The 20371-nt window shown below is 62.7% G+C and carries 21 protein-coding genes and 1 tRNA gene; 10 read left to right on the top strand and 12 right to left on the bottom strand.

The genetic code is table 11. The features are described from left to right. Positions 1-144: 144 nt before the first annotated feature. Together ACMGFG_RS11340 and ACMGFG_RS11335 are read left to right on the top strand one after the other, a co-directional pair. Positions 145-984, top strand: coding sequence for a DICT sensory domain-containing protein (locus ACMGFG_RS11340; protein ID WP_436930441.1), 840 nt, complete (start codon positions 145-147; stop codon positions 982-984). Positions 985-1066: 82 nt separating this feature from the next. Continuing rightward, entirely contained in the window at positions 1067-3517 is a 2451-nt protein-coding gene (locus tag ACMGFG_RS11335; RefSeq protein WP_436930440.1) for a PAS domain-containing protein, read from the top strand. A 70-nt stretch (positions 3518-3587) separates the two neighbouring features. Here ACMGFG_RS11335 and ACMGFG_RS11330 read toward each other — a convergent pair whose 3' ends face one another. Continuing rightward, positions 3588-3953 (bottom strand): NifU family protein, encoded by a 366-nt coding sequence (locus ACMGFG_RS11330; RefSeq protein ID WP_436930439.1) that lies wholly within the window; start codon positions 3951-3953, stop codon positions 3588-3590. 274 nt (positions 3954-4227) lie between these two features. On the opposite strand from ACMGFG_RS11330, the gene ACMGFG_RS11325 reads away from it, so the two are divergent. Next, entirely contained in the window at positions 4228-4548 is a 321-nt protein-coding gene (locus ACMGFG_RS11325) for a DUF5783 family protein (RefSeq protein ID WP_436930438.1), read from the top strand. Between the two features lie 191 nt (positions 4549-4739). Here the strand turns inward: ACMGFG_RS11325 and ACMGFG_RS11320 are convergent, their stop codons facing one another. The 4 genes from ACMGFG_RS11320 to sufB form a co-directional block, all read right to left on the bottom strand. After that, complete coding sequence (locus ACMGFG_RS11320) at positions 4740-4889, bottom strand: DUF7563 family protein (RefSeq protein WP_436930437.1); 150 nt, start codon at positions 4887-4889, stop codon at positions 4740-4742. 171 nt (positions 4890-5060) lie between these two features. Next, a complete protein-coding gene (locus ACMGFG_RS11315) occupies positions 5061-5924 on the bottom strand; it encodes a 2-oxoacid:ferredoxin oxidoreductase subunit beta (protein ID WP_436930436.1) in 864 nt (287 codons plus the stop codon). A gap of 508 nt (positions 5925-6432) precedes the next feature. Then, positions 6433-6771 (bottom strand): 4Fe-4S dicluster domain-containing protein, encoded by a 339-nt coding sequence (locus ACMGFG_RS11310; protein WP_436930435.1) that lies wholly within the window; start codon positions 6769-6771, stop codon positions 6433-6435. 42 nt (positions 6772-6813) lie between these two features. Further along, entirely contained in the window at positions 6814-8244 is a 1431-nt protein-coding gene (gene sufB / locus ACMGFG_RS11305; RefSeq protein WP_436930434.1) for a Fe-S cluster assembly protein SufB, read from the bottom strand. Positions 8245-8572: 328 nt separating this feature from the next. Between sufB and ACMGFG_RS11300 the strand changes: the two genes are divergently transcribed. From ACMGFG_RS11300 to ACMGFG_RS11295, 3 genes are read left to right on the top strand one after another with little or no spacing between them, the layout of a single operon-like run. Next, positions 8573-9565, top strand: a complete 993-nt coding sequence (locus ACMGFG_RS11300; RefSeq protein WP_436930433.1) for a transcription initiation factor IIB — start codon at positions 8573-8575, stop codon at positions 9563-9565. Then, positions 9562-9711, top strand: coding sequence for a DUF8106 domain-containing protein (locus ACMGFG_RS24270; protein WP_495849351.1), 150 nt, complete (start codon positions 9562-9564; stop codon positions 9709-9711). The genes ACMGFG_RS11300 and ACMGFG_RS24270 overlap by 4 nt, the downstream gene beginning before the upstream one ends. Positions 9712-9771: 60 nt before the next feature. After that, positions 9772-10161: a DUF2237 family protein gene (locus ACMGFG_RS11295; RefSeq protein ID WP_436930432.1), complete on the top strand. Its 390-nt coding sequence runs from the start codon at positions 9772-9774 to the stop codon at positions 10159-10161. A 784-nt stretch (positions 10162-10945) separates the two neighbouring features. On the opposite strand, the gene ACMGFG_RS11290 is transcribed toward ACMGFG_RS11295, so the two are convergent. The 6 genes from ACMGFG_RS11290 to ACMGFG_RS11265 form a co-directional block, all read right to left on the bottom strand. Next, a complete protein-coding gene (locus ACMGFG_RS11290) occupies positions 10946-11989 on the bottom strand; it encodes a DUF4350 domain-containing protein (RefSeq protein WP_436930431.1) in 1044 nt (347 codons plus the stop codon). Then, positions 11976-12938: a S49 family peptidase gene (locus tag ACMGFG_RS11285; protein ID WP_436930430.1), complete on the bottom strand. Its 963-nt coding sequence runs from the start codon at positions 12936-12938 to the stop codon at positions 11976-11978. The genes ACMGFG_RS11290 and ACMGFG_RS11285 overlap by 14 nt, the downstream gene beginning before the upstream one ends. A gap of 168 nt (positions 12939-13106) precedes the next feature. Continuing rightward, entirely contained in the window at positions 13107-13817 is a 711-nt protein-coding gene (locus tag ACMGFG_RS11280; RefSeq protein ID WP_436930429.1) for a sugar phosphate nucleotidyltransferase, read from the bottom strand. A 48-nt stretch (positions 13818-13865) separates the two neighbouring features. Then, positions 13866-14153, bottom strand: coding sequence for a winged helix-turn-helix transcriptional regulator (locus tag ACMGFG_RS11275; RefSeq protein WP_436930428.1), 288 nt, complete (start codon positions 14151-14153; stop codon positions 13866-13868). A gap of 116 nt (positions 14154-14269) precedes the next feature. After that, positions 14270-14923: a hypothetical protein gene (locus tag ACMGFG_RS11270; protein ID WP_436930427.1), complete on the bottom strand. Its 654-nt coding sequence runs from the start codon at positions 14921-14923 to the stop codon at positions 14270-14272. A 72-nt stretch (positions 14924-14995) separates the two neighbouring features. Next, a complete protein-coding gene (locus ACMGFG_RS11265; RefSeq protein WP_436930426.1) occupies positions 14996-15400 on the bottom strand; it encodes a hypothetical protein in 405 nt (134 codons plus the stop codon). A 364-nt stretch (positions 15401-15764) separates the two neighbouring features. Between ACMGFG_RS11265 and ACMGFG_RS11260 the strand changes: the two genes are divergently transcribed. Next, positions 15765-16109 carry a hypothetical protein gene (locus tag ACMGFG_RS11260; protein WP_436930425.1) on the top strand — a complete coding sequence of 115 codons (345 nt, stop codon included), beginning with the start codon at positions 15765-15767 and terminating at the stop codon, positions 16107-16109. Between the two features lie 274 nt (positions 16110-16383). Here ACMGFG_RS11260 and ACMGFG_RS11255 read toward each other — a convergent pair. Beyond that, positions 16384-16456, bottom strand: a tRNA-Asp gene (locus ACMGFG_RS11255). Between the two features lie 280 nt (positions 16457-16736). On the opposite strand from ACMGFG_RS11255, the gene ACMGFG_RS11250 reads away from it, so the two are divergent. The 3 genes from ACMGFG_RS11250 to rpoB are packed head-to-tail and all read left to right on the top strand — an operon-like array spanning position 16737 to position 20371. Then, positions 16737-16973 (top strand): DNA-directed RNA polymerase subunit H, encoded by a 237-nt coding sequence (locus tag ACMGFG_RS11250; protein WP_436930424.1) that lies wholly within the window; start codon positions 16737-16739, stop codon positions 16971-16973. 1 nt (position 16974) lies between these two features. Further along, the gene (locus ACMGFG_RS11245) at positions 16975-18540 is read left to right on the top strand and encodes a DNA-directed RNA polymerase subunit B'' (protein ID WP_436930423.1); all 1566 of its coding nucleotides are present in this window, start codon (positions 16975-16977) and stop codon (positions 18538-18540) included. 1 nt (position 18541) lies between these two features. Then, a complete protein-coding gene (gene rpoB, locus ACMGFG_RS11240) occupies positions 18542-20371 on the top strand; it encodes a DNA-directed RNA polymerase subunit B (RefSeq protein WP_436930422.1) in 1830 nt (609 codons plus the stop codon).

Raw genomic sequence — 20371 nt, 5'->3', positions numbered from 1 at the left:
CGGGACAACTTCCCCAATGAAGCGGGAGATTTGGGTCATGGACAACCGGAGTCTCCCGCTTCAACTCCTTTGATTTAGCGGACTACTCCGACGCCATCTGGCGATTCAACGCAGCCGATCAAAGTGTGTCTCCCGGGTACGTAGATGGGTGCAGATTCGGCTGCGTTGGTCGACCTGCGGGACAGTATCGAGTACATCAGACACCGCGAGAAGGAACTCCGTCTGCTCAACGTCGATCCGACCGACGGAATACACGAGGAACTCGGGGCGTTTTTTGAGACACAGAACGTGCGAATTACCGTCGATAGGACGGTATCGGGTAAACCAGAAGAAGTCGCAGTCCTCAGCAACGCGACCGAAGTCCTCGCTGTCGTCGATGTGTCGACTCTGAGGGGGCTACTCAAAGACGTTCCGACAGGAGCCGGCGACCTCGGCATTGCCGACAGAGAATACGCGAGTGTCCTCCGTCATCTCAAGGAAACCACCTTCACATCCTACGACACCCAACAGTTGCTCTATGCGTCCCGGGAGATCGAGGACCGTGCCCGTCGGGTCGGCCAGGGTTCGATTCACACGGGTTTCCAGCGATGTTCAGTCATCGCAGAACAGCGGTCGATTTACGCTGACCTCGCTCGTCGAGGCGTCTCGGTCCACGCCTACGGCGTCCCCGACGCCACGCCGCCTGATCTCGGTTCCAGTCACGTTCACGCGGTCTCGGCGGACGAGATCGCCGAGACGTGGTTCGTGGCCTTCGACGGCGGTGGCGACGACACTCAGAAAACTGCCTTGCTCGCCCACGAACACGACGAGAATACGTTCTACGGGAGTTGGACGTACGATCAGGCGCTTGTCGATCACGTCATCGGTCACCTTACTCGGACATACGAGTTCTCAATCGCCGTACGATGTCCGGTCTGTAAACTTCTCAGGCGAGACACGATACCGAAATTGAAATCTCGACACAGAAAGCTGGCTAACACCTAATTTTGTCGGCCGATCTGAATGTTCTACCAATGTGATGATTGAACGGCGCTCTTAATATCTATGGGAACAACTCTGGTATAGAATGAACGAACAGAATCGGCTGGAGGGTGATGAAGGGGGTGACCAGTCGAATCGCTCCGACTCCGTCGAAGCCGATTCTGTTGCGTGGAACGACTTTTTCGAAGCTGACGGGCGCACACCAGAAAGGGCCGACATAGCGGACGAAAGCGATGAACTCGGAGAGACGGCCGAGAGAACACTCCAGGAACGGACGAATGCGCTCAACGCACTCAAACGGGCGAGTGAACTCTTCGTCGGCCTGCCCGACGGTGTCGACGACAGTATTCGGACGTACGTCTCTGAACTCCCACAGTGGTTCCGGTGTTCGCAAACGATCGAGGCCAGGGTTCGGGTGGGCGACGACGTGTTCGAAACTGACGGGTTCCATCCGACTACTGACGCCCTGACAGCGGAGACTCGCACACGCACCGGGACGACTGTCTCGATGACAGTCGTCTGCACGGGTCAGCGACCCAGCACGGGCCGGCGGGCGTGGACCGGAACCGAGCGAGAACTGGTCGAGGCGCTCGTCTCGGTCATCAAAGACGGGATCGAGCGGTGGAAGATAGACAGTTTGAAGCGCGTGTCAGACGGTGTCGTCGTGCTTGACGGTGACCTCAACTACACCTACGTGAATCGACAGGCCGAACGGCTCCTCGGCCGGGACAGCGACGAACTGTACGGAGAGTGCATTCTGGACGTCTTTCCCGAGGTAGCCGACACAGTCGCCGAGAAGAAGATCCAAACGGCCATCGAGACACAGTCACCGAGGTCCTTCGAGCGTTATCAGTCCCAGCAAGAACAGTGGGTCGAAGCCAGCGTCCATCCGAGCGACGACGGCGTCATCGTCGTCTTCTCAGAAATTACCGACACGAAGGTAGCCGAACGAGAACTGGGTCACGTTCTGGAAACGACACCTGTTGGAATCGTCCTTCTCGACGCCGAGGGGGATATCGATCGCGCAAACACCCGTGCCGAAGAGTTACTCGGTCTGTCCAGACACAAGATGGATCGAAAGGGGTACGACCACCCCGACTGGGATATCTGGGACGAGGCGGGCGATCCGATCCCACGCGAAGACCATCCGATCACGCGTGTCTGCGAAACCGGCGAGACTATTACGGGGTTCACCCACGGAATCACACTCCTGGACGGCTCCGAACGGTGGCTGTCGAGTAACGTTGCTCCCGTCAAGAGGGAGGACGGATCCATCGAGCAGATCATCGTTGCACTGGAAGATATCACCGTTCTCAAACGTCTCGAACAGCTCATCGAGACGTTCCAGCCAGTGAACGAGATTCTCAACAGCGCAACCGCTGACGGGGAGACCAAACAGGACATCTGTGAGTTGCTGACGGACACGCGGGAATACCAGTACGCACGGATCAGTGAGCACACCCCGGGCACGGTACCAACCGAATCGGATCTCCAGGAGGGGTCGGGGGCCGTCGCTGCCGCCGAGTCGGTACCCCTCCCGATACAATCGCAGACAGAGGTCGCTCCGGCAGAAGCCGCTGTCGAAACAGGCGAGACACAGGTCGTTACGAGGAACCAAACCGACTCACGGTTCGAGCGGTGGCGAGTAGACACACTGGACCGGGGGTTCCAGGGCGGAGCTATCGTTCCGCTTCAGCATCGGGGTCGCGTCTACGGTCTGCTCGTCCTGTATACAGACCGTGGCAATGCGTTCGGTAGCCGCGAGCAGACGCTCCTGACAACGTTCGGCGGTCGGATCGGGCAGGTTCTTCACTCGCTTGTGACCGAGCGCGTTCTCCACGCCGACACAGTGGTCGAACTCACGTTCGAGAGCACTGACTCGGCGTCGTTTTTCGTCTCCGCTTCCGAACAACTGGACTGTACGATCGAGGTCACGGACACGATTCCGGCCTCGGATGAAATGTGTGTTCACTATGCGTCCGTTCGGGATGCTCCGTTGGATGCCTTCAGTGATATCGCGGAGAACGGAGATTGGGCAGCCCAGTTGCGACAGATCCGTCACACCGAGGATCCGCCTGGTGGAGAAGTCGAAATCGGACTGCGCCGGCAGTCCCTGGCACAGTCACTGCTCACAGAGGGTGCAGTCGTCACGACGGATACGGTCACTGACGGCCGGGCCGAGGTCGTCTGTGAATTGCCACTCGGCACCGATATTGGTTCGCTCGTGACACGTGTCCAGGAGTCGTTCCCGGAAACGACGATGGTCTCAAAACGTGAATACACTCCCGCTGCGAAGTCGAATGCACTCGCAGTCGGTCGGATGCTGAGAGACATCTTCGAAACCGAACTCACGGACCGGCAACAACAGGTCCTGCGAGCGGCGATGTACGGTGGGTACTTCCACTCACCGCGACGAAGTACGGCAACCGAGATCGCCGACGCGCTCTCACTGACCCAATCGACCTTCTCCTATCATCTGCGAAACGCGCAACAGACGCTTTTTGAGGGGCTATTCGACCAATTACAGCGACAGTGACCAACGCCCTGCTCGAGGTGCGGAGTTCCCTGAAGAAGAATCCCGGATTCTGGACTGCTGAAAAGAACTTCTAGAAGGGTGCGGTCGGGGGACCATCGTCGCCTCCGCCGCTTTCTCCGCTGTCGGTTGTTTCTCCAGGGAACGACGGGCTCTCGCCGCCGTGGCCACTCCCACCACCACCGCCGGTATTAGCGTGGACGGTCTCTATTTCGGCGATCTCGTTCACCATCCGTTTCTTGATGGCCTGGATCGTCATCGGGGAGATACCGCACCCGCTGCACGCACCCCCGAGTTGGATGGATACCTCGCCGCTTTCCCGGTCAAGGTTCTGGATCGCTGCCGATCCCCCGTGCATTTCGATCTGTGGGAAGTTCTTCTGTAGGAACGTCCCGATTTCCTCGCGCAGGTCCTCCTCACTTTTCGCTTCGGAACTCATACCCCCTGTTTCGACTCTGGCCGTATAACTCTGAATCAACATGATTTTTTGAATTGGTCCAAAGTGATATCATAAGCGGTATGATTGGTGCAGTCTCTCGCTGGGTCAATATGACTTGAAAAAGAAATGAGGCGAGGGGATACGCCTCCGTGATAAACTCTGTACAACACTTATCCCCCAATATTCCCGACTCTCAAGTGGTCGGGGGAAGAGAAGTAGTCCCTGCCAGGTCAAGCCACTGAATCTTTTATTTCTTCCGCCCGTTGGTCCAGTGATGACCGAATTCGACCCGGAGAAATTCGAAGAGAAATACGTCCATTACTTCGAAGAACTGGAGACGGCATACTCGAATGCGTACCAGCAACTCCACGGACAGGCCGACTCAGAGGTTCTTCGCGCCATCGACCGACAGGTGCTCAACGAGAGTGAACCGGTCTACGAGGGCGATGGACAATTCCGTATCACCTTACCTGACGATATTGAAGAGCGGAAACAGACCTTGCCCGGCGACGAGGAGACCTTTGATGCCCTTCTCACTGAATTCGTCGATCGGATCGAAGATGAATTGCGCCAGATCTTCGGATTTGAAGAGTAAGCGCGGGGCAGGGTCCCTTTGATACGGATTATTGCAAGTCATTCCGGGATCGACCGCACGACTGCGTGCGGTCGAACCGGTAAACGCTTGCAATAATCCGTATGATTTGGAGGGGGAATAAGAAAGTAGTCGCCACGAATACATCGGTAGTGATATCGTTGCGCTCTCGCCCCCTGCGCTACTGAGTTGCATTATATCTGGTCGCTCCGCTCGCGTGTCGCTTCTCCGATGCCAGCATTCGCTGAACAAGCAGGACACGCGTACACTACGCCTGACTCATCGCCAAACACTCGTATGAACCGATCCGAAACGTGCTCTCCGCGGGTGCTGCAGTCTGGCATGGCGTTATCGATACGAAAGGCATCCATTTCCGGATCGGAGAGTGTCGTCGTCTACGTGATTCAGAACACCTGCACTGCTGATCAGAGCGTCCGCGCACCACGATAGTTCGACACCACACCGGTTGGGACAGCGGGCGAACGGTGAACCGACATGTCAGTATCTGTCATCGCTCAGTAGAACTCCCGGACGAGGTCCATCGCGTCGTCCGGAGCGCCGTCAGGGATGTCGGCCATGTTCTCGGTGAGTCCTTCGCGCTGTTCCCAGGGGATGGAGTTCTCGTCTCGGTAAATGATGCCCTGATACTCTTTGTCGGCGTCGAGAATGGCATCTTTGGCATCGTCGTAGTCGGTGGGGTCGTGGTCGCTTTCCTGTAAGTCGACGATGGAGTCTCTGAAGTAGTCGTAGGTGTCCACGTCGTTGAACGTGACACACGGTGAGTAGACGTTGACGAAGCCGAAGCCCTCGTGTTCGACCGCCTGCTGGACGATCTCGGTGTGGCGCTGGCTGTCTGAACTGAACGACTGGGCAATGAACGTCCCGCCGGCAGCCAGCGCGAGCGCGAGTGGGTTGACCGGCGGCTGTTTCGGCCCCTCGGGCGTCGTCGACGTCTCGAAGTCCTCACGCGATGTCGGCGAGGCTTGGCCTTTCGTCAGCCCGTAGATGCGGTTGTCCATCACGACGTAGCTCATGTCGACGTTGCGGCGGACGGCGTGGATGAAGTGACCCGCGCCGATCGAGTACCCGTCACCGTCACCACCGGCGACCATGACCTCCAGGTTTGGGTTTGCTAGCTTCGTGCCGATGCCGACAGGAAGCGCTCGACCGTGGACACCGTGGAGCGCGTAGCTGTGCATGTAGGTGCCAATCTTTCCCGAACAGCCGATACCGGCGACGACGAACGTGTTATCCGGGTCATTGCCCGTGTTCGCGAGCGCTTTCATCATCCCGTTCATCGTCCCGAAATCACCGCAACCGGGACACCAGGTGGGTTGCTTGTCGGACTTGAAGTCGGTGAATCTGACGTCTGAACTCATGTTGTTATCCTCTCTACCTTCACGATCTTGACAGCCGGATTCGCCGGCGCATTGTTTCTCATTTCCGGTCACCAGTCGCTCAAGTGATTGCCTGTCGTCACTTCGATTGTTTGGGTGTATTGGGATCTACTCGTTCAATTCCTGCCTCAGCGAGTTCGGTTTCCACTGCCGGGGGAAGCGTTTCGAGTGTCTCGTCTATTTGTGGAGCAACTGATATACCGTCGACTCGCAGTGCCACTAACTTTCCACGGTTGCCCTGTGCGGCGACCTCGAATTCGAACGGGCGATCCCGTTCGTCGAGCGCATACACCCAGACTTTCGAGAGGCCGTTTGCGCTCTCCCAGTGAGCGCTGTTGAGGACGCTGAGACTCCCTGCAGGGGGAACACACGGCGAGCCACACGCCTGGCACTGGCCTGGATGTGGCGAGGTGCCAACGTACTCGTAGTCGGCCCCGCACCGGTAACACTGTAATGTCAGAATCATCGTCAGCGCTCAGCCACCCCGAGTTCAGAGCCTCCCCGCTCGCCCCGGGTCAACGTCGATGGCGTCGACAGGGCAGACATCGACACAGAGCATACAGTCGATGCACTGGTCCTCGTAGGTGGGATCGGCCTTGATTTCGGACTCGGGGTGGCCAGGGGTATCGGTCCACTCGAATACGTCGACCGGGCAGTCCTCCAGACAGGCCCCGTCCGCGATACAGATGTCGAAATCCACTGCGACGTGGGTTCCGTGGATGCCCTGTTCGTTCTCCGTTGGTTCCTCGCCATCTGTCGTCCATACCCGGTGGTCCTCGTGGCGGTCAACTTCCTCGTGGGTGTTCTCGAAATTCGGATCGATAGCCATTGAGATATCCTCTAGTTGTTTAGCGATCAGCCGACCTGGTCACTACCCGAGCGACCCCTCCATTTCGAGTTCGATGAGCCGGTTCATCTCGACCGCGTACTCGATGGGCAGTTCCTCCGTGAGCGGTTCGATGAAGCCGGCGACGATCATCTGCTTGGCGTCGTCGTCGTCCAGCCCACGCGATTCGAGGTAGAAGACGTCCTCGTCGCCGATCTTCCCGACTGTGGCCTCGTGGGCGACGTCGACCTTGCTCTCCTGAATCTCCATGTACGGCATCGTGTCGCTGGTCGACTCGTTGTCGAACATCAGGGCGTCACACTCGACGTTGGTCTTCGAACCCTCGGCGCCGTCGGCGATGTGGACCAGCCCGCGGTAGTTGGTGCGGCCGCCGTCTTTCGAGATGGACTTGGACTCGATAGTCGACTTCGTGTCGGGCGCGTTGTGGTAGACCTTCGCGCCGGTGTCGATGTTCTGTCCTTCGCCAGCCATGGCGATGGTGATGTGGTTGTCCGTCGCGCCGGGACCCTTGAGGATGGTCGACGGGTACAGCATCGTGGCCTTCGAGCCCATCGACCCCGACACCCACTCCATCGTGGCGTTCTCCTCGGCGATGGCGCGTTTGGTGTTGAGGTTGTAGGTGTTCTTCGACCAGTTCTGCACCGTCGAGTACTGCACGTGGGCGTTCTCCTTGACGAACACCTCGACGCCACCGCTGTGCAGATTGAACGCCGAGTACTTCGGCGCGGAACAGCCCTCGATGTAGTGAACTTCGGAGTTCTCCTCGGCGACGATGAGGGTGTGCTCGAACTGGCCCATCCCCTCGGAGTTCATCCGGAAGTACGCCTGGACGGGCATGTCGACGTTCGTGTCCTCGGGGACGTAGACGAACGACCCGCCCGACCAGATCGCGCCGTGGAGCGCCGCGAACTTGTTGTCGCTCGGCGGCACGGCCTTGGTCATGAAGTACTCCTTGACGATGTCTTCGTGTTCCTGGACGGCCTTGTCCATGTCACAGAAGATGACGCCCTTCTCCTCCCAGCGCTCTTGCATGTTCTGGTAGACGATTTCGGACTCGTACTGGGCGCCGACGCCCGACAGGGCGTTCTTCTCGGCCTCAGGGATGCCGAGTTTGTCGAAGGTGTCCTGGATCTCCTCGGGGAGGTCCTCCCACTCCTCGGCGCCGCCGCGCGTCTCGATGTCCGGGCGAATGTAGGGGACGATTTCGTCGATGTCGACTTCAGAGAGGTCAGGCTGGCCGGGCCAGTCAGTTGGCATCGGCATCTCCTGGAACTGCTCCAAGGCGCGGAGGCGCCGCTCCAGCATCCACTCCGGTTCGTCCTTGTCCTCGGAGATGATCCTGACCGTCTCCTCGGTCAATCCCTTCTCGCTCTCGAAGGCCGATTTCTCCTCCTTCTTGAATTCGAAGCGAGCTTCGGTATCGGTGTCCTGAAGATGGTCTTGGTCTGAACTCATAAATTTACGTTGAGGTTCTAGCCATATAAGTTTGATTCGTAACTATCTTTAGTAGCGTTCTACGCAAATAACCATCTAAAACTCGACTTAGAGTATTTAGATCCTCAATTAATTTTTGCGATGTAAAAATTTACTATCGTACAGACTCAAAAGCGGCGTATGGTATCATCATCCACTGCTTGTCAGTCCAGGAAACGTTCCGGTACCCGACCTCCGCTCAGAGTCGGTGTCCTCGGTTCATACGCTACATTCCGGAGTTGTCGAGACTGGGCTATCCGTTTGTCCCGCCGACAGCGACGGTCCCGCTCTGTCGCTGGGGGAACTGAACGTGACTGATCCGTTTAGTACGCAAGGGGTTCGCGAAGAGAGCCGTCCCGAGGAACACGGCGAGACGGCCGAAGAAGAGCAGAACGAACCAGCGGTCAAAACGTGTCCCGAGTGCAGTGGACGTATCGTCCACGACGAGGCACAAGCCGAAACCCACTGTCAAGACTGTGGTCGCGTACTCGAATCAGACCAGATTGACCACGGGCCCGAATGGCGTGCGTTCGATTCGCGCGAAAAGGATGACAAGTCGCGGGTCGGAGCCCCTCAAACCCAGCAATTACACGACCGCGGCCTGTCGACGGTCATCGACTGGCGAGATGAAGACGCGTATGGACGGTCGCTCTCGTCCCGTCAGCGAAAGAGAATGCGACGTCTTCGGAAATGGGACGAGCGGTTCCGGACGAAAAACGACCGAGAACGGAATCTAAAGCATGCGCTGGGAGAGATCAATCGGATGGCCTCGGCGCTTGGATGTCCCGATCCGATCAGGGAAACGACGAGTGTGTTGTACCGGCAGGCACTGGAAGAGGACCTGATCCGTGGCCGGTCGATCGAGGGAATGGCGACAGCAGCCCTCTACGCCGGGTCACGCCTGGAGAACGCACCCCGGACACTCGATGAAGTTGCTGCTGTGAGTCGTGTGGATAAGCTCGAAATCGAGCGCGCCTATCGATATCTGGCAGATGAACTGGAGCTCGAAATGGCCCCGACGGATCCCGAAGCATACATTGCCAGGTTCGCTTCCCAGCTGGGGTGTCCCGATGAAACGGAACGTCGAAGTCGGGAATTGACTCAAGCCGCGGTCGAAGCGGGTGTTCACAGTGGGCGAAATCCTGTCGGGATCGCCGCAGCAGCGCTGTATGCGGCTGCGAAACTCACGAATCAAGACGTTATCCAACCCGAGCTAGCCGAGATCGCGAGCGTGAGTGAGGTTACGATACGGAACCGGTACCCGGAGATTCTCGAAGCAGCAGACGAGGTGTCGAGCGGGTGAGCGGATCTACGCGGAAAGCAGTCCTCTTTTGTTCGTCATGTGGGCACGAAAGCCCTATTGAAGGCGATTGGAACGTTCTTTCTGATAGTGGCCAGAACCGGCTCGAATGCCCAAACTGTGGATTTCGACTATCCGCCTCTACCTAGATGGATCATAGAAACAATCATAGACGGGGGGCTTTTCACGATGGATCGCCCTCTATCACTATGCCCGAACGAAATGTCCTTGGCGAGGAACTTGCCACCTGTAGCACTGAACCGAAGACAGGCTTCGCCCGCGATGGCTGCTGTGGAACTCATCCCAACGATCGAGGCAGACACGAGCTCTGTGCGGTCATGACCGACGAATTCCTGTCGTTCAGCAAAGAGCAGGGCAACGACCTTGTGACGCCGCGTCCGGAGTTGGAGTTTCCCGGGCTTGACCCCGGTGATCGCTGGTGTCTCTGTCTCGGACGGTGGATCGAGGCGCTTGAAGCCACGCAAGCCAAACGTCTCCCGGAGACGACCGTCCCACCCGTAGTTCTCGAAGCAACTAACGAGGCAGTGTTGGATTCCGTGGATCTGGAGACGCTCGAAAGCCACTCCTACGACGCGTGAGCGTCCAACGGACATGAGAAAGAGCGATCATCCACGACAGAGCGTGTCGTAGAATCGTTTCCACCGATTCTTTCACTAGACAGTGAATCGTCTGTTAGAACAAGCATGCATACCACTTTTTCCAGCGGAGAGTTCCTCGCGCGCTGGGGGCGCGCTGCGGGAATCCTCCGCTCCTATATGCAGCGATGGACTCAAATTGACATCCTCCTCCGCGTGAACGCGGAGGAATCCCGAGCGGTGGGAGTTTCAGGTTCGCAGCCCAATCACCGGACTCCCAGCCCGTTCGGGCACGGGTAGTCCCACGGTATCGGACTGGTGGACTGCTGGCGGTGCCAAGCCGCCGTTACCGCTCTCCTCGACCGTGTACGGCGTCCCGGTGTTGTTTTTGCCACGGGGACGCCGGCAGGCGTCACCGGACTTGGGGGTATCGTCTGGTTTGCTTTGAGCAGTCGGCACGGGCACACGCTTCTAGCATGTGTGTTCACCGACTGCCCTTTCGGATACTGTCTCATTAGATGGGTGGACAGGCCACCTCCGAAGGACGGTTCGGAATCCGCTCCGTTCCGACCGATTCCTCCTCCTCAGTAGGGAATCCTGTAAGTTAAACGTCACTATGGGAAACTCGGGGACGGCGTTTGAACGGTGGACTGTGAGCACAAGTGACGGCGCGTATCCACGGCCTGAAGGCCGTGGTATTGCGCCTGTTCAGCGTATAACGGCCCGTAGCTGTTTCCCGTCGTATTTTCCCGAGCGAAAGAAGGGTCGGGCCGTGGAGGTGCCCGGGTCAGGGTGACGGGGTGATCGGCGTGGTGTCGCCGCCGTCGCCACCGAAGCCGCCGTCACCGCTCCCGCCACCTCCCCGGGGCACGTCCTCGTCCTTGTCGCCGGAGACGAGGAACTCCAGGATGTTTTCGGCGAACCGCTCGTTGTCGAGGTCGTACAGCTCCGAGGACTTGAGGAACGAGGTGTCGGCGACCATCACGAAGTTGCCGTTCTGGGCCGCGACGGGGTACTGTCCGGCCTGCCGGCGTTCGAGCGTCCGCGTGCCCGAGAGGGCGCGCATCCGGATCTCCGGGGCGTCGCCGGTCCGGACGACGTAGCCGGCCGAGTCGAACGTGACGTTTGAGACGCCCTCCGTCAGCGCGCTCGAGCCGTCGGGGCTGGCGATGATGCTCTCGTAGTTGTTGTCGTTGCCGCTGTCCTCGATGTTGTAGAGCCCTTCGGTGCCCATCCGGAGCCCGAACGTCTGGGTCAGCTCCTGCGCGCCGAACCGGACCTCGGAGATCGACGCTGCCAGGCCGCTGCCGACGGACAGCTGCGGCGGCTCGGCGAGCACCGCGATCCGGCCGCCGCCGTCGGCGTAGGCCTCCAGCCCGGCGATCTCGCCGTCGGAGAAGGAGGCGGTCGGCTGGATGATCAGCACGGCGTCGTACGCCCGCAGCGTCGCGTTGTAGCTGCTCTCGCCGAACCCGCCGTCGTCGCCCGGCACATCCGGTGAAAAGTCGACCTCGTGGCCCGCCTGCGCGAGCGCCTCGACGAGCGGGGCCAGGTCAGACTGCGAGTAGCGGTTGCTGTGGCCGCTGTCGACGAGGATCCGCTTGCTCTCGCCGGAGCTATCGAGCGAGATCTCGCCGTCCTCGGGCGCGCTGGTCGCGAGCACGTTCTCCGGCGCGAACTGGCCGGGGGCCTGTCCCTCGATCTCCTCGCCGTCGGACGGGCCCGCCGGCCCGGACCCGCCGAGGGTCCCGACCAGCGCCGTGCCCGCGAGGATGACCGCGATCACGACGACGAACACGCCGAGCGGCTTGAGTATCTCACTCGCTCTCATCGTTCACCTCCTGTGCGTCCTCGGTGACCGGGACGCCCCAGACCGCGTGGAACTGGTAGGGTTCCTGGAACTGCGTATCCTGCTCCCCGGCGCCGTCCACGTAGACGACGTTCCCGTCGACGCGCTCGACGTCCTTCGAGAGGACGATCGCGCCGCCGGAGGGGCTGACGGGCTCGTTGTAGTCGACGTTGTACTGGTCGCCGTCGATGCCGTCGGCCCGGGTCGCCGCGAACTCGATGGCCGAGTTGAGGTCGCCCATCTCGTCGGCGAAGCCGTTCCGGACCGCGGTCGGGCCGATGTACGCCTCGCCGTGGGCGACCTCGCTACGGCTCAGCGACAGGTTCTCGCCGCGGTGTTTCACGATCGTGTCGACGAAGGCGTTGTGGAGCGTCTCCATCTGCTCGCGCAGCTGGTCTTTCTCCGTCGTCGCCTTGTCGGGCCCGGTCCGGAGATAGGTCTTGCTCTGGGCCTCGGCCTGCTCGACTGTGCTCAGCGGCGCGCTGACGATGACGCCGATCGAGCCGACCATCGAGCTGGGCTTGACGAAGATGTGGTCGGCGGGCGCGATCCCGAAGTAGCCGCCCGAGGCGGCCGTCCCCTCGACGTAGGCGACGACCGGCATCTGGGCGGCGGTCCGGTTGACCGCCAGGTAGAACTCCTCGCTCGACGCGACGGCGCCGCCGGGGCTGTCGATCCGCAACACGACCGCCTCGACGGAGTCGTTGGTTCTCGCCTGCCGGAGGTCCTCCTTGAGGTCGTTCACCGGGCCGGCGTCTGTCCCGGCCCGCAGCGTGACGACCGATACGGTCGGCTCCCCCGAGTCGCCCCCGGACGACTGGGTTGCGCTCCAGACGACCGGCGCGAGTACGGTGCCAATCAGGACGGCGACGACCACGACGATCACGTACAGCACCGTGGTCGTCCTGGTCGAGTCGGCTCTGTCCACCATGCACGTCGGGGAACGGACGAACCCCTCATGAAGGTTGGTCAATCTCAAATTCTGTTTGACATACCCGTCGGTCGTCTCCGGATCGCGGGGAGCCGCCCGCCAGCACCCGCTGCCGACAGTAGCGACGGCCTACCGGGGTCGAGACTCGCGACCGGGGGAGAGTGACTGCTACTCCCGGACGAGCCGCTCGGCCCGGTCGCGGTCTTCGGGCGTGTTGACGTTGACCCGCTGGCCGTCGAAGGTGACGGTCTCGACGCGGCGGCCGGCCCGCAGGAAGAGGTCGATCGCGTCGGTCAGTTCGTACTCGCCGCGCTCGGAGGGCTGGACGAGGTGGCAGGCGTGGAAGACGTCCGGCGAGAAGGCGAACAGCCCCGTCAACACCTGCGTCGACGGGGGGTTCGACGGCTTCTCGACGACCGCGTCGAGGCGGCCGTCGTCGTCGGTGACGAACACGCCCGTGTCGGCCGCCTCGTCCCGGGAGACCTCGTCGACGAGCAGCGTCGCGTCCACACCGTCGGTCCGCTGGCGCTCGACCACCTCGTCGAGGTTCCCCGTCATCACGTTGTCGGCGTTGAACACCAGGAAATCCTCGTCGACCTCCGTCTCGGCCCGCAGGACCGCGTCGGCCAGCCCCTTCGGCTCACGCTGGTGGACGTACGTGATCGGGACGCCGTCGAACTCGTCGCCGTAGTGGTCGATGATCGCTTCCTTTCGGTAGCCGACGACGATCACGAACTCCGTGACACCCAGTTCGGCCAGCGCGTCGAGCCCGTGGGACAGCAGCGGCCGGTCGCCGACCGCGACGAGCGGTTTCGGGCGGTCCTCGGTGCGCGGCCGGAGCCGCGTCCCCCGCCCGGCCGCCGGGATGACTGCTTTCATCTCGTCCGAGCCCACGCCGCCCGCCCACTAAACGCTGCCGCGAGCCAGTCAGAAGATGTCCTTGAGGTCTTCGAGCCGCGCGACCAGGTCGTCGATCCCGTCGTTCATCTCGTCGACGCGCTCGCCGAGGCCGTCGGCGGGGATCGCGCCGTTCGGCGTCGGCTCGATCAGCCCGTCGTCCTCCAGCATCCGCAGCGAGTAGCGCACCTTGTGCTCGGGCACGTCCGTCTCCTCGGCCAGCCGGACGATCCCGATCGGTCCCGACTCGATCACCGCCTCCAGGATCTGCAGGTCCCGTTCCTCCTTCTCGACCTGTTTCGTCAGTCGTTCCACCATGAAAGCCCACCGGGTCTATTCCCCCCGTCCGTAATAAATGCCACAGGTGCCGAACCGGGACGCCGCACGGGCCGCGGACCGCGGCCCCTCACCGGCCCCAGGGGCCCCACCTCCCCTCACTCGTCGCCGACCGGCGTCCGCCGGAGCTCGTCGATCTGGTCGCGCAGCCGGCCGAGTTCGCTCTCCAGCTCCTCCTGGCGGTCGATGAGCGCGCCGAGCTCCTCCGTGTTGACCGAGTAGTCGTGGTCCAGGGCGCTGTCCAGCGAGTCCGTCGTCGCCTGGACGAGATACGAGGCGAACTGCAGCACCTCCTCGGGGGAGCCCTGCGCGTCGAACAGCTCGACCGCTCCCGATTTCGGCGTGTAGCTCACCACCGGGACCTCCGCCTCCGCGTGGTAGGTCGTCGTCGCTTCCAGCTCCGTCACGGGGTTGCGCCGCTCGCGGGTCTGCTCGGTGCGGACGACGCCGAACGGCTCCGCGAGGGCGGGGTAGGTGTCGCCCAGGTCCCGGAGCACGTCCGCGGCCTCGACGCCCAGCTGGGACTCCACGTCGCCGTAGAACTGCTTCGAGCCTGACAGCGACAGCGCCACCGCGTAGAAGACGTGCTGGTTGTTCTCCGCCAGGTCACGGATCCGCTCGCGGACGACCTCGTGGTTGCCCTCCAGGGTCTCCCGCTCCAGGTCGTCGAGCAGCGCGCGGGTCCCCTCCTCGCGTTCGAGGAACTCCTCGACGAGCACCCGCGGCATCGCCTGACTGTCGATCTCGTCCATATCCCCCCATTCGCAGCCAGCCATATCGCTCTGGCGGACACGCTCACCCCCGTCGTCGCCGGGTCCCGACGGCTACCAGCCCTCGACGGTCCGCTGCGAGAGGACGTGCGCCGCGACGAAGGCCGCCGACGCCAGGAACACCCCGCTCGCTACTCCCGAGAGGACGGGCTGGGGCACTCCCACCACGTCACGGAGGACCCAGGCGACTGCGACGAACGTCGCGATCAGCGCCACCCCGACCAGCGCCCCGCCGGCCCGGGACCACTCGCCCGCGCGGGCCGCGAGCGACGACTGCGCGACCGGCCCGAGGACCACCACGGTCGCGACGAACCCACCGGCCACCCAGGCCAGGTCGGGCCGCGCCAGCGTCGTCAGGTTGCTCAGGAACAGTACCGCCGCGAGCGCGCCAGCCAGCACGTCCGTCCACGTCGGCGTCCGGTCGGGCAGCCAGCGACCGGGGACCGTGTCGGACTCCATACCTCGACGGAGACGGGCCCGCCACATAGTTCGTTCGACCGACAGGAACTGGGGCCGCGACCGGCCGACTCTCACCCGCGACGACCGGGAAACCCCCGAATCGGCGCGCGCTGGAGCGCGCGTTCATGCGCGCGATCGTAGCCGCGCGAGGGATGAGACGCGCAGGAGCTTGCGACGAGCATCGAATCGGCTGGGGAGGTCTGTGGCCGTCTGCGGTGCTGTGCGGGGCGGTCGCGGTGCTGTGCGGCGCCGTGCGGTGCGGTCGCGGTGCGGTGTTGTGCGGTTGCTGTCCCTGGTGGACTGAAAGGGCGAGGCGGGCTCGCGTCCAGTTTAGTCGCCTGAGCGGGCACTATCCGCGCGGGCGGTGCCGAGAGCGCGGATATCCCGCCTCAGCGACCGCGAGCGCGCCGAGGGCTTTCATCGCTCGCTGTCGAGTGCGGTCGGGACGACAGCTAGCGAGCGCGCCGAGGGCTTTCATCGCTCGCTGTCGAGTGCGGTCGGGACGACAGCTAGCGAGCGCGCCGAGGGCTTTCAGCGCCTGCTGTCGAGTGCGGTCGAGACGACAGCTAGCGAGCGCGCCGAGGGCTTTCAGCGCCTGCTGTCGAGTGCGGTCGAGGCGGAGCGAGTCCGACAATCCCTTCCGGCACTCTTCGACAGTGCGACCGCTGACGAGTCGACATCGACAGAGGACGCCCGAGGCGGAATTTGAACCGGCTCAGACGTGCTCGCTCGTTGCACTCGCTGCGCGCGACTGATAGGGTTCAAATCCCGGACGACGCACACGGAATTCAGAATTGCGCGGAGATGAAACTCCGCGCGGATTGAATTTCGAGAAGCGCCCGAGGCGGGATTTGAACCGGAGGCAGACGTGCTCGCTCGTTGCACTCGCTGCGCGCGACTGCCAGGGTTCAAATCCGGAGGGCTCTCACTGCTGACGAGGAGCCTCGCAGATGAAACTGCTCGGCGAAAACGTCAGCAGAAGACGCCCGAGGCGGGATTTGAACCCGCGTCACGACCGTGACAGGGTCGTATGATGGGCCACTACACCACCCGGGCTCCACTCACACCTGCGGGGAACACACGGAAAAGGCTTTCCAGTTACGACGGCGCCATCCCCGGGTCCGGCCGGATCACGGGAGACAGTACCACCCGTACCCCAACACCTATCAGGGACTTCCGCGTATCCCTGGGCACGAACCGACAACGTCGCGGCCCCACGACGGCTGCTCGCGGTGCGAGTAGCTGTGCTCGGCCGACTTGGTAAGCGTTTTATAGCTCGCGGTTATAGGCGCCTGTAGTATCTCGTGACAGCAACTTCTCCCAGACAGGCCAACACATGGTAGACGTAAGCCAACACGAACTCGTTCCCGACCACACGGTCCTCGACGGCGAGGAGATCGAGGACGTGCTCGAGGAGTACAACGTCAAGAAAACCGACCTGCCGAAGATCAAGCGCACCGACCCCGCGCTGCGGGACCTGGAGGCCGACATCGAGACGGGCGATGTGGTCCAGGTGACGCGGGACTCGCGGACGACCGACCGGGCAGTCGTATACCGACTCGTAGTGGAATAACATGGACATTCAGGACAGACGCGACATATCGCGCGAGTATTTCTCGAGGGAACGGCTCGCAGAACACCACTTCCGCTCGTTCAACGCGTTCCTCAACCGGGGGATGCAGGAGGTCGTCGACGAGAAGGCGACCATCGAGACGGACATCGGCGACAAGGAGGGCGAAGAACCCGTCTACGTCGAACTCGGGGACGTTCGGGTCGTCACCCCCCGCGTCCGGGAGGCCGACGGCTCCGAGGAGCTGCTCTACCCCCAGGAGGCCCGGCTGCGCAACATCACCTACGCCGCGCCCGTCTTCATGGAGATGGCGATCATCAAGGGCGGCGAGGAGGAAGAGGAGCGGGTCGTCGACCAGACCGAGACCAAGATCGGTCGCATGCCGGTCATGGTCGGCTCCGACAAGTGTAACATCGCCGGCTTCTCCCGGGAGGAGCTGATCGACATCGGCGAGGACCCCGCCGACCCCGGCGGCTACTTCATCGTCAACGGTTCCGAGCGGGTGCTGATGACCAGCGAGGACCTCGCGCCGAACAAGATCCTCGCGGAGACCGACACGAAGTACGGCGACACCATCGAGGTCGCCAAGACGTTCTCCCAGCGCCGCGGGTACCGCGCCCTCGTGCTGGTTGAGCGCCAGCGCGACGGGCTGCTGGAAGTCTCCTTCCCCTCGGTCTCGGGGAGCATCAACTTCGTGACGCTCGTCCGGGCGCTCGGTCTGGAGAGCGACGAGGAGATCGTCCACCGCGTCTCCGAGGACCCGGAGATCGTGAAGTTCATGCTCGAAAATCTGGAGGCCGCGGAGGTCCAGACGACCGAGGAGGCCATCGAGGAGCTCGGCAAGCGCGTCGCCTCCGGCCAGGGCAAGAACTACCAGCTCAAGCGGGCCAACTACGTCATCGACCGCTACCTCCTGCCGCACCTCCACGAGGACGGCGTCGAGGAGGAGGACGTCCGCATCAACAAGGCCTACTACCTCTGCCGGATGGCCGAGGCGTGTTTCGAGCTCGCGCTCGACCGCCGCGAGGCCGACGACAAGGACCACTACGCCAACAAGCGCCTGAAGGTCAGCGGCGACCTCATGAAGGACCTGTTCCGGACGGCGCTGAACAAGCTGGCCCGCGACGTGAAATACCAGCTCGAGCGCGCCAACATGCGCAACCGCCAGCTGTCCGTCTCGACGGTCGTGCGGTCGGACGTGCTGACCGAGCGCCTGGAGCACCCGATCGCGACGGGCAACTGGGTCGGCGGCCGCTCCGGCGTGAGCCAGCTGGTCGACCGCACCGACTACATGGGAGTTCTCTCGCACCTGCGGCGGCTGCGCTCGCCGCTCAGCCGTTCGCAGCCCCACTTCGAGGCGCGGGACCTGCACGCGACCCAGTGGGGTCGCATCTGTCCCTCGGAGACGCCCGAGGGGCCGAACTGCGGCCTGGTGAAGAACTTCGCGCAGGCGATGGAGCTGTCACAGAACGTCGAGGACGAACAGGGACTGAAACAGGAACTGGCGGCGATGGGCGTCTCGGGCATCCCGGGCATCGAGTCCATCGACCAGCAGCCAGCGGACGATTAACATGAGCCAGCAAACACGAGAAGCCAAAGTCTACGTCAACGGGAGCCTGGTCGGGACACACCCCGACCCGCATCAGCTCGCAGACCAGATCCGACAGGCCCGCCGCCGCGGCGACGTGAGCGAGATGGTCAACGTCTCGGTCAAGGACCGCACCCGCGAGGTCATCGTCAACGCCGACGCCGGCCGCGCGCGCCGGCCCCTGCTCGTCGTCGAGGACGGTGAGCCGCTCGCCTCCGACGAGGAGGTCGAGGCGCTCAAGGAGGGCGACCTCGAGTTCGAGGACCTCGTCGAGCGCGGGTACATCGAGTTCATCGACGCCGAGGAGGAGGAGGACATCTACGTCGCCGTTGACGAGGACGAACTCGACGAGGACCACACCCACCTCGAGGTCGACCCGCAGCTGATGTTCGGCATCGGCGCGGGGATGATCCCCTACCCCGAGCACAACGCCTCGCCCCGGATTACGATGGGCTCGGGGATGATCAAGCAGTCGCTGGGCCTGCCCAGCGCGAACTACCGGATCCGGCCGGACACGCGCCAGCACCTCCTGCACTACCCGCAGCTGTCGCTGGTCAAGACCCAGACCACCGAGCAGATCGGCTACGACGACCGGCCGGCCGCGCAGAACTTCGTCGTCGCCGTGATGAGCTACGAGGGGTTCAACATCGAGGACGCGCTGGTCATGAACAAGGGGTCGGTCGACCGCGCGCTCGCCCGGTCGCACTTCTTCCGCACCTACGAGGGCGAGGAGCGGCGCTACCCCGGCGGTCAGGAGGACCGCTTCGAGATCCCCGACGAGGAGGTCCGGGGCGCCCGCGGCGAGGAGGCCTACACCCACCTCGACGAGGACGGTCTGGTCAACCCCGAGACGGAGGTCGACGAGAACGCCGTCCTGCTCGGGAAGACCTCGCCGCCCCGGTTCCTCGAGGAGCCCGACGACATGGGCGGGCTCTCGCCGCAGAAGCGCCGCGAGACGAGCGTGACGATGCGCTCGGGCGAGTCCGGCGTCGTCGACACCGTGACGCTGATGGAGGGCGAGGACGGCTCGAAGCTCTCGAAGGTCTCGGTGCGCGACGAGCGGATCCCCGAACTCGGCGACAAGTTCGCCTCCCGCCACGGCCAGAAGGGCGTCGTCGGCCACATCGCGCCCCAGGAGGACATGCCGTTCACCGAGGAGGGCGTCGTGCCGGACCTCATCCTCAACCCCCACGCGCTGCCCTCCCGGATGACCGTCGGGCACATCCTCGAGATGATCGGCGGCAAGGTCGGCTCGCTGGAAGGACGGCGCGTCGACGGCACCGCCTTCACCGGCGAGGACGAGGACGAACTCCGCGGCTCGCTGGAGGAACGGGGCTTCAAGTCCAGCGGCAAGGAGGTCATGTACTCGGGCATCACGGGCGAGCAGATCGAGGCGGAGATCTTCGTCGGGACCATCTTCTACCAGAAGCTCTACCACATGGTCTCGAACAAGCTCCACGCCCGCTCGCGCGGCCCGGTGCAGGTGCTGACCCGCCAGCCCACCGAGGGTCGCGCCCGCGAGGGCGGCCTCCGTATCGGGGAGATGGAGCGCGACGTGTTCATCGGGCACGGCGCGGCCATGACACTCAAGGAACGGCTGCTCGACGAGTCCGACCGCGAGTGGATCTACGTCTGCGGCGAGTGCGGCATGACGGCCGTCGAGAACGTCGAGCAACGGCGCGTCTACTGCCCCAACTGCGAGGAGGAGACGGAAGTCCACGAGGTGGAGATGAGCTACGCGTTCAAGCTCCTCCTCGACGAGATGAAGGCGCTCGGCATCGCGCCGCGCATCGAACTGGAGGACGCAGTCTAA

The sequence above is a fragment of the Halosimplex halobium genome (assembly GCF_051414055.1).
In the GTDB taxonomy this organism is placed as follows: Archaea; Halobacteriota; Halobacteria; order Halobacteriales; family Haloarculaceae; genus Halosimplex; species Halosimplex halobium.
Note: the sequence above shows the minus strand (reverse complement) of the source record. Positions and strands in the feature narration are given on the sequence as shown.

Bases quoted from the DNA above. Each gene is read 5' to 3' on its own strand.
- ACMGFG_RS11340 (WP_436930441.1), top strand. From the start codon at position 145: ATGGGTGCAGATTCGGCTGCGTTGGTCGACCTGCGGGACAGTATCGAG.
- ACMGFG_RS11335 (WP_436930440.1), top strand. From the start codon at position 1,067: ATGAACGAACAGAATCGGCTGGAGGGTGATGAAGGGGGTGACCAGTCG.
- ACMGFG_RS11330 (WP_436930439.1), bottom strand. From the start codon at position 3,953: ATGAGTTCCGAAGCGAAAAGTGAGGAGGACCTGCGCGAGGAAATCGGG.
- ACMGFG_RS11325 (WP_436930438.1), top strand. From the start codon at position 4,228: ATGACCGAATTCGACCCGGAGAAATTCGAAGAGAAATACGTCCATTAC.
- ACMGFG_RS11320 (WP_436930437.1), bottom strand. From the start codon at position 4,889: ATGCCAGACTGCAGCACCCGCGGAGAGCACGTTTCGGATCGGTTCATA.
- ACMGFG_RS11315 (WP_436930436.1), bottom strand. From the start codon at position 5,924: ATGAGTTCAGACGTCAGATTCACCGACTTCAAGTCCGACAAGCAACCC.
- ACMGFG_RS11310 (WP_436930435.1), bottom strand. From the start codon at position 6,771: ATGGCTATCGATCCGAATTTCGAGAACACCCACGAGGAAGTTGACCGC.
- sufB (WP_436930434.1), bottom strand. From the start codon at position 8,244: ATGAGTTCAGACCAAGACCATCTTCAGGACACCGATACCGAAGCTCGC.
- ACMGFG_RS11295 (WP_436930432.1), top strand. From the start codon at position 9,772: ATGCCCGAACGAAATGTCCTTGGCGAGGAACTTGCCACCTGTAGCACT.
- ACMGFG_RS11290 (WP_436930431.1), bottom strand. From the start codon at position 11,989: ATGAGAGCGAGTGAGATACTCAAGCCGCTCGGCGTGTTCGTCGTCGTG.
- ACMGFG_RS11285 (WP_436930430.1), bottom strand. From the start codon at position 12,938: ATGGTGGACAGAGCCGACTCGACCAGGACGACCACGGTGCTGTACGTG.
- ACMGFG_RS11280 (WP_436930429.1), bottom strand. From the start codon at position 13,817: ATGAAAGCAGTCATCCCGGCGGCCGGGCGGGGGACGCGGCTCCGGCCG.
- ACMGFG_RS11275 (WP_436930428.1), bottom strand. From the start codon at position 14,153: ATGGTGGAACGACTGACGAAACAGGTCGAGAAGGAGGAACGGGACCTG.
- ACMGFG_RS11270 (WP_436930427.1), bottom strand. From the start codon at position 14,923: ATGGACGAGATCGACAGTCAGGCGATGCCGCGGGTGCTCGTCGAGGAG.
- ACMGFG_RS11265 (WP_436930426.1), bottom strand. From the start codon at position 15,400: ATGGAGTCCGACACGGTCCCCGGTCGCTGGCTGCCCGACCGGACGCCG.
- ACMGFG_RS11250 (WP_436930424.1), top strand. From the start codon at position 16,737: ATGGTAGACGTAAGCCAACACGAACTCGTTCCCGACCACACGGTCCTC.
- ACMGFG_RS11245 (WP_436930423.1), top strand. From the start codon at position 16,975: ATGGACATTCAGGACAGACGCGACATATCGCGCGAGTATTTCTCGAGG.
- rpoB (WP_436930422.1), top strand. From the start codon at position 18,542: ATGAGCCAGCAAACACGAGAAGCCAAAGTCTACGTCAACGGGAGCCTG.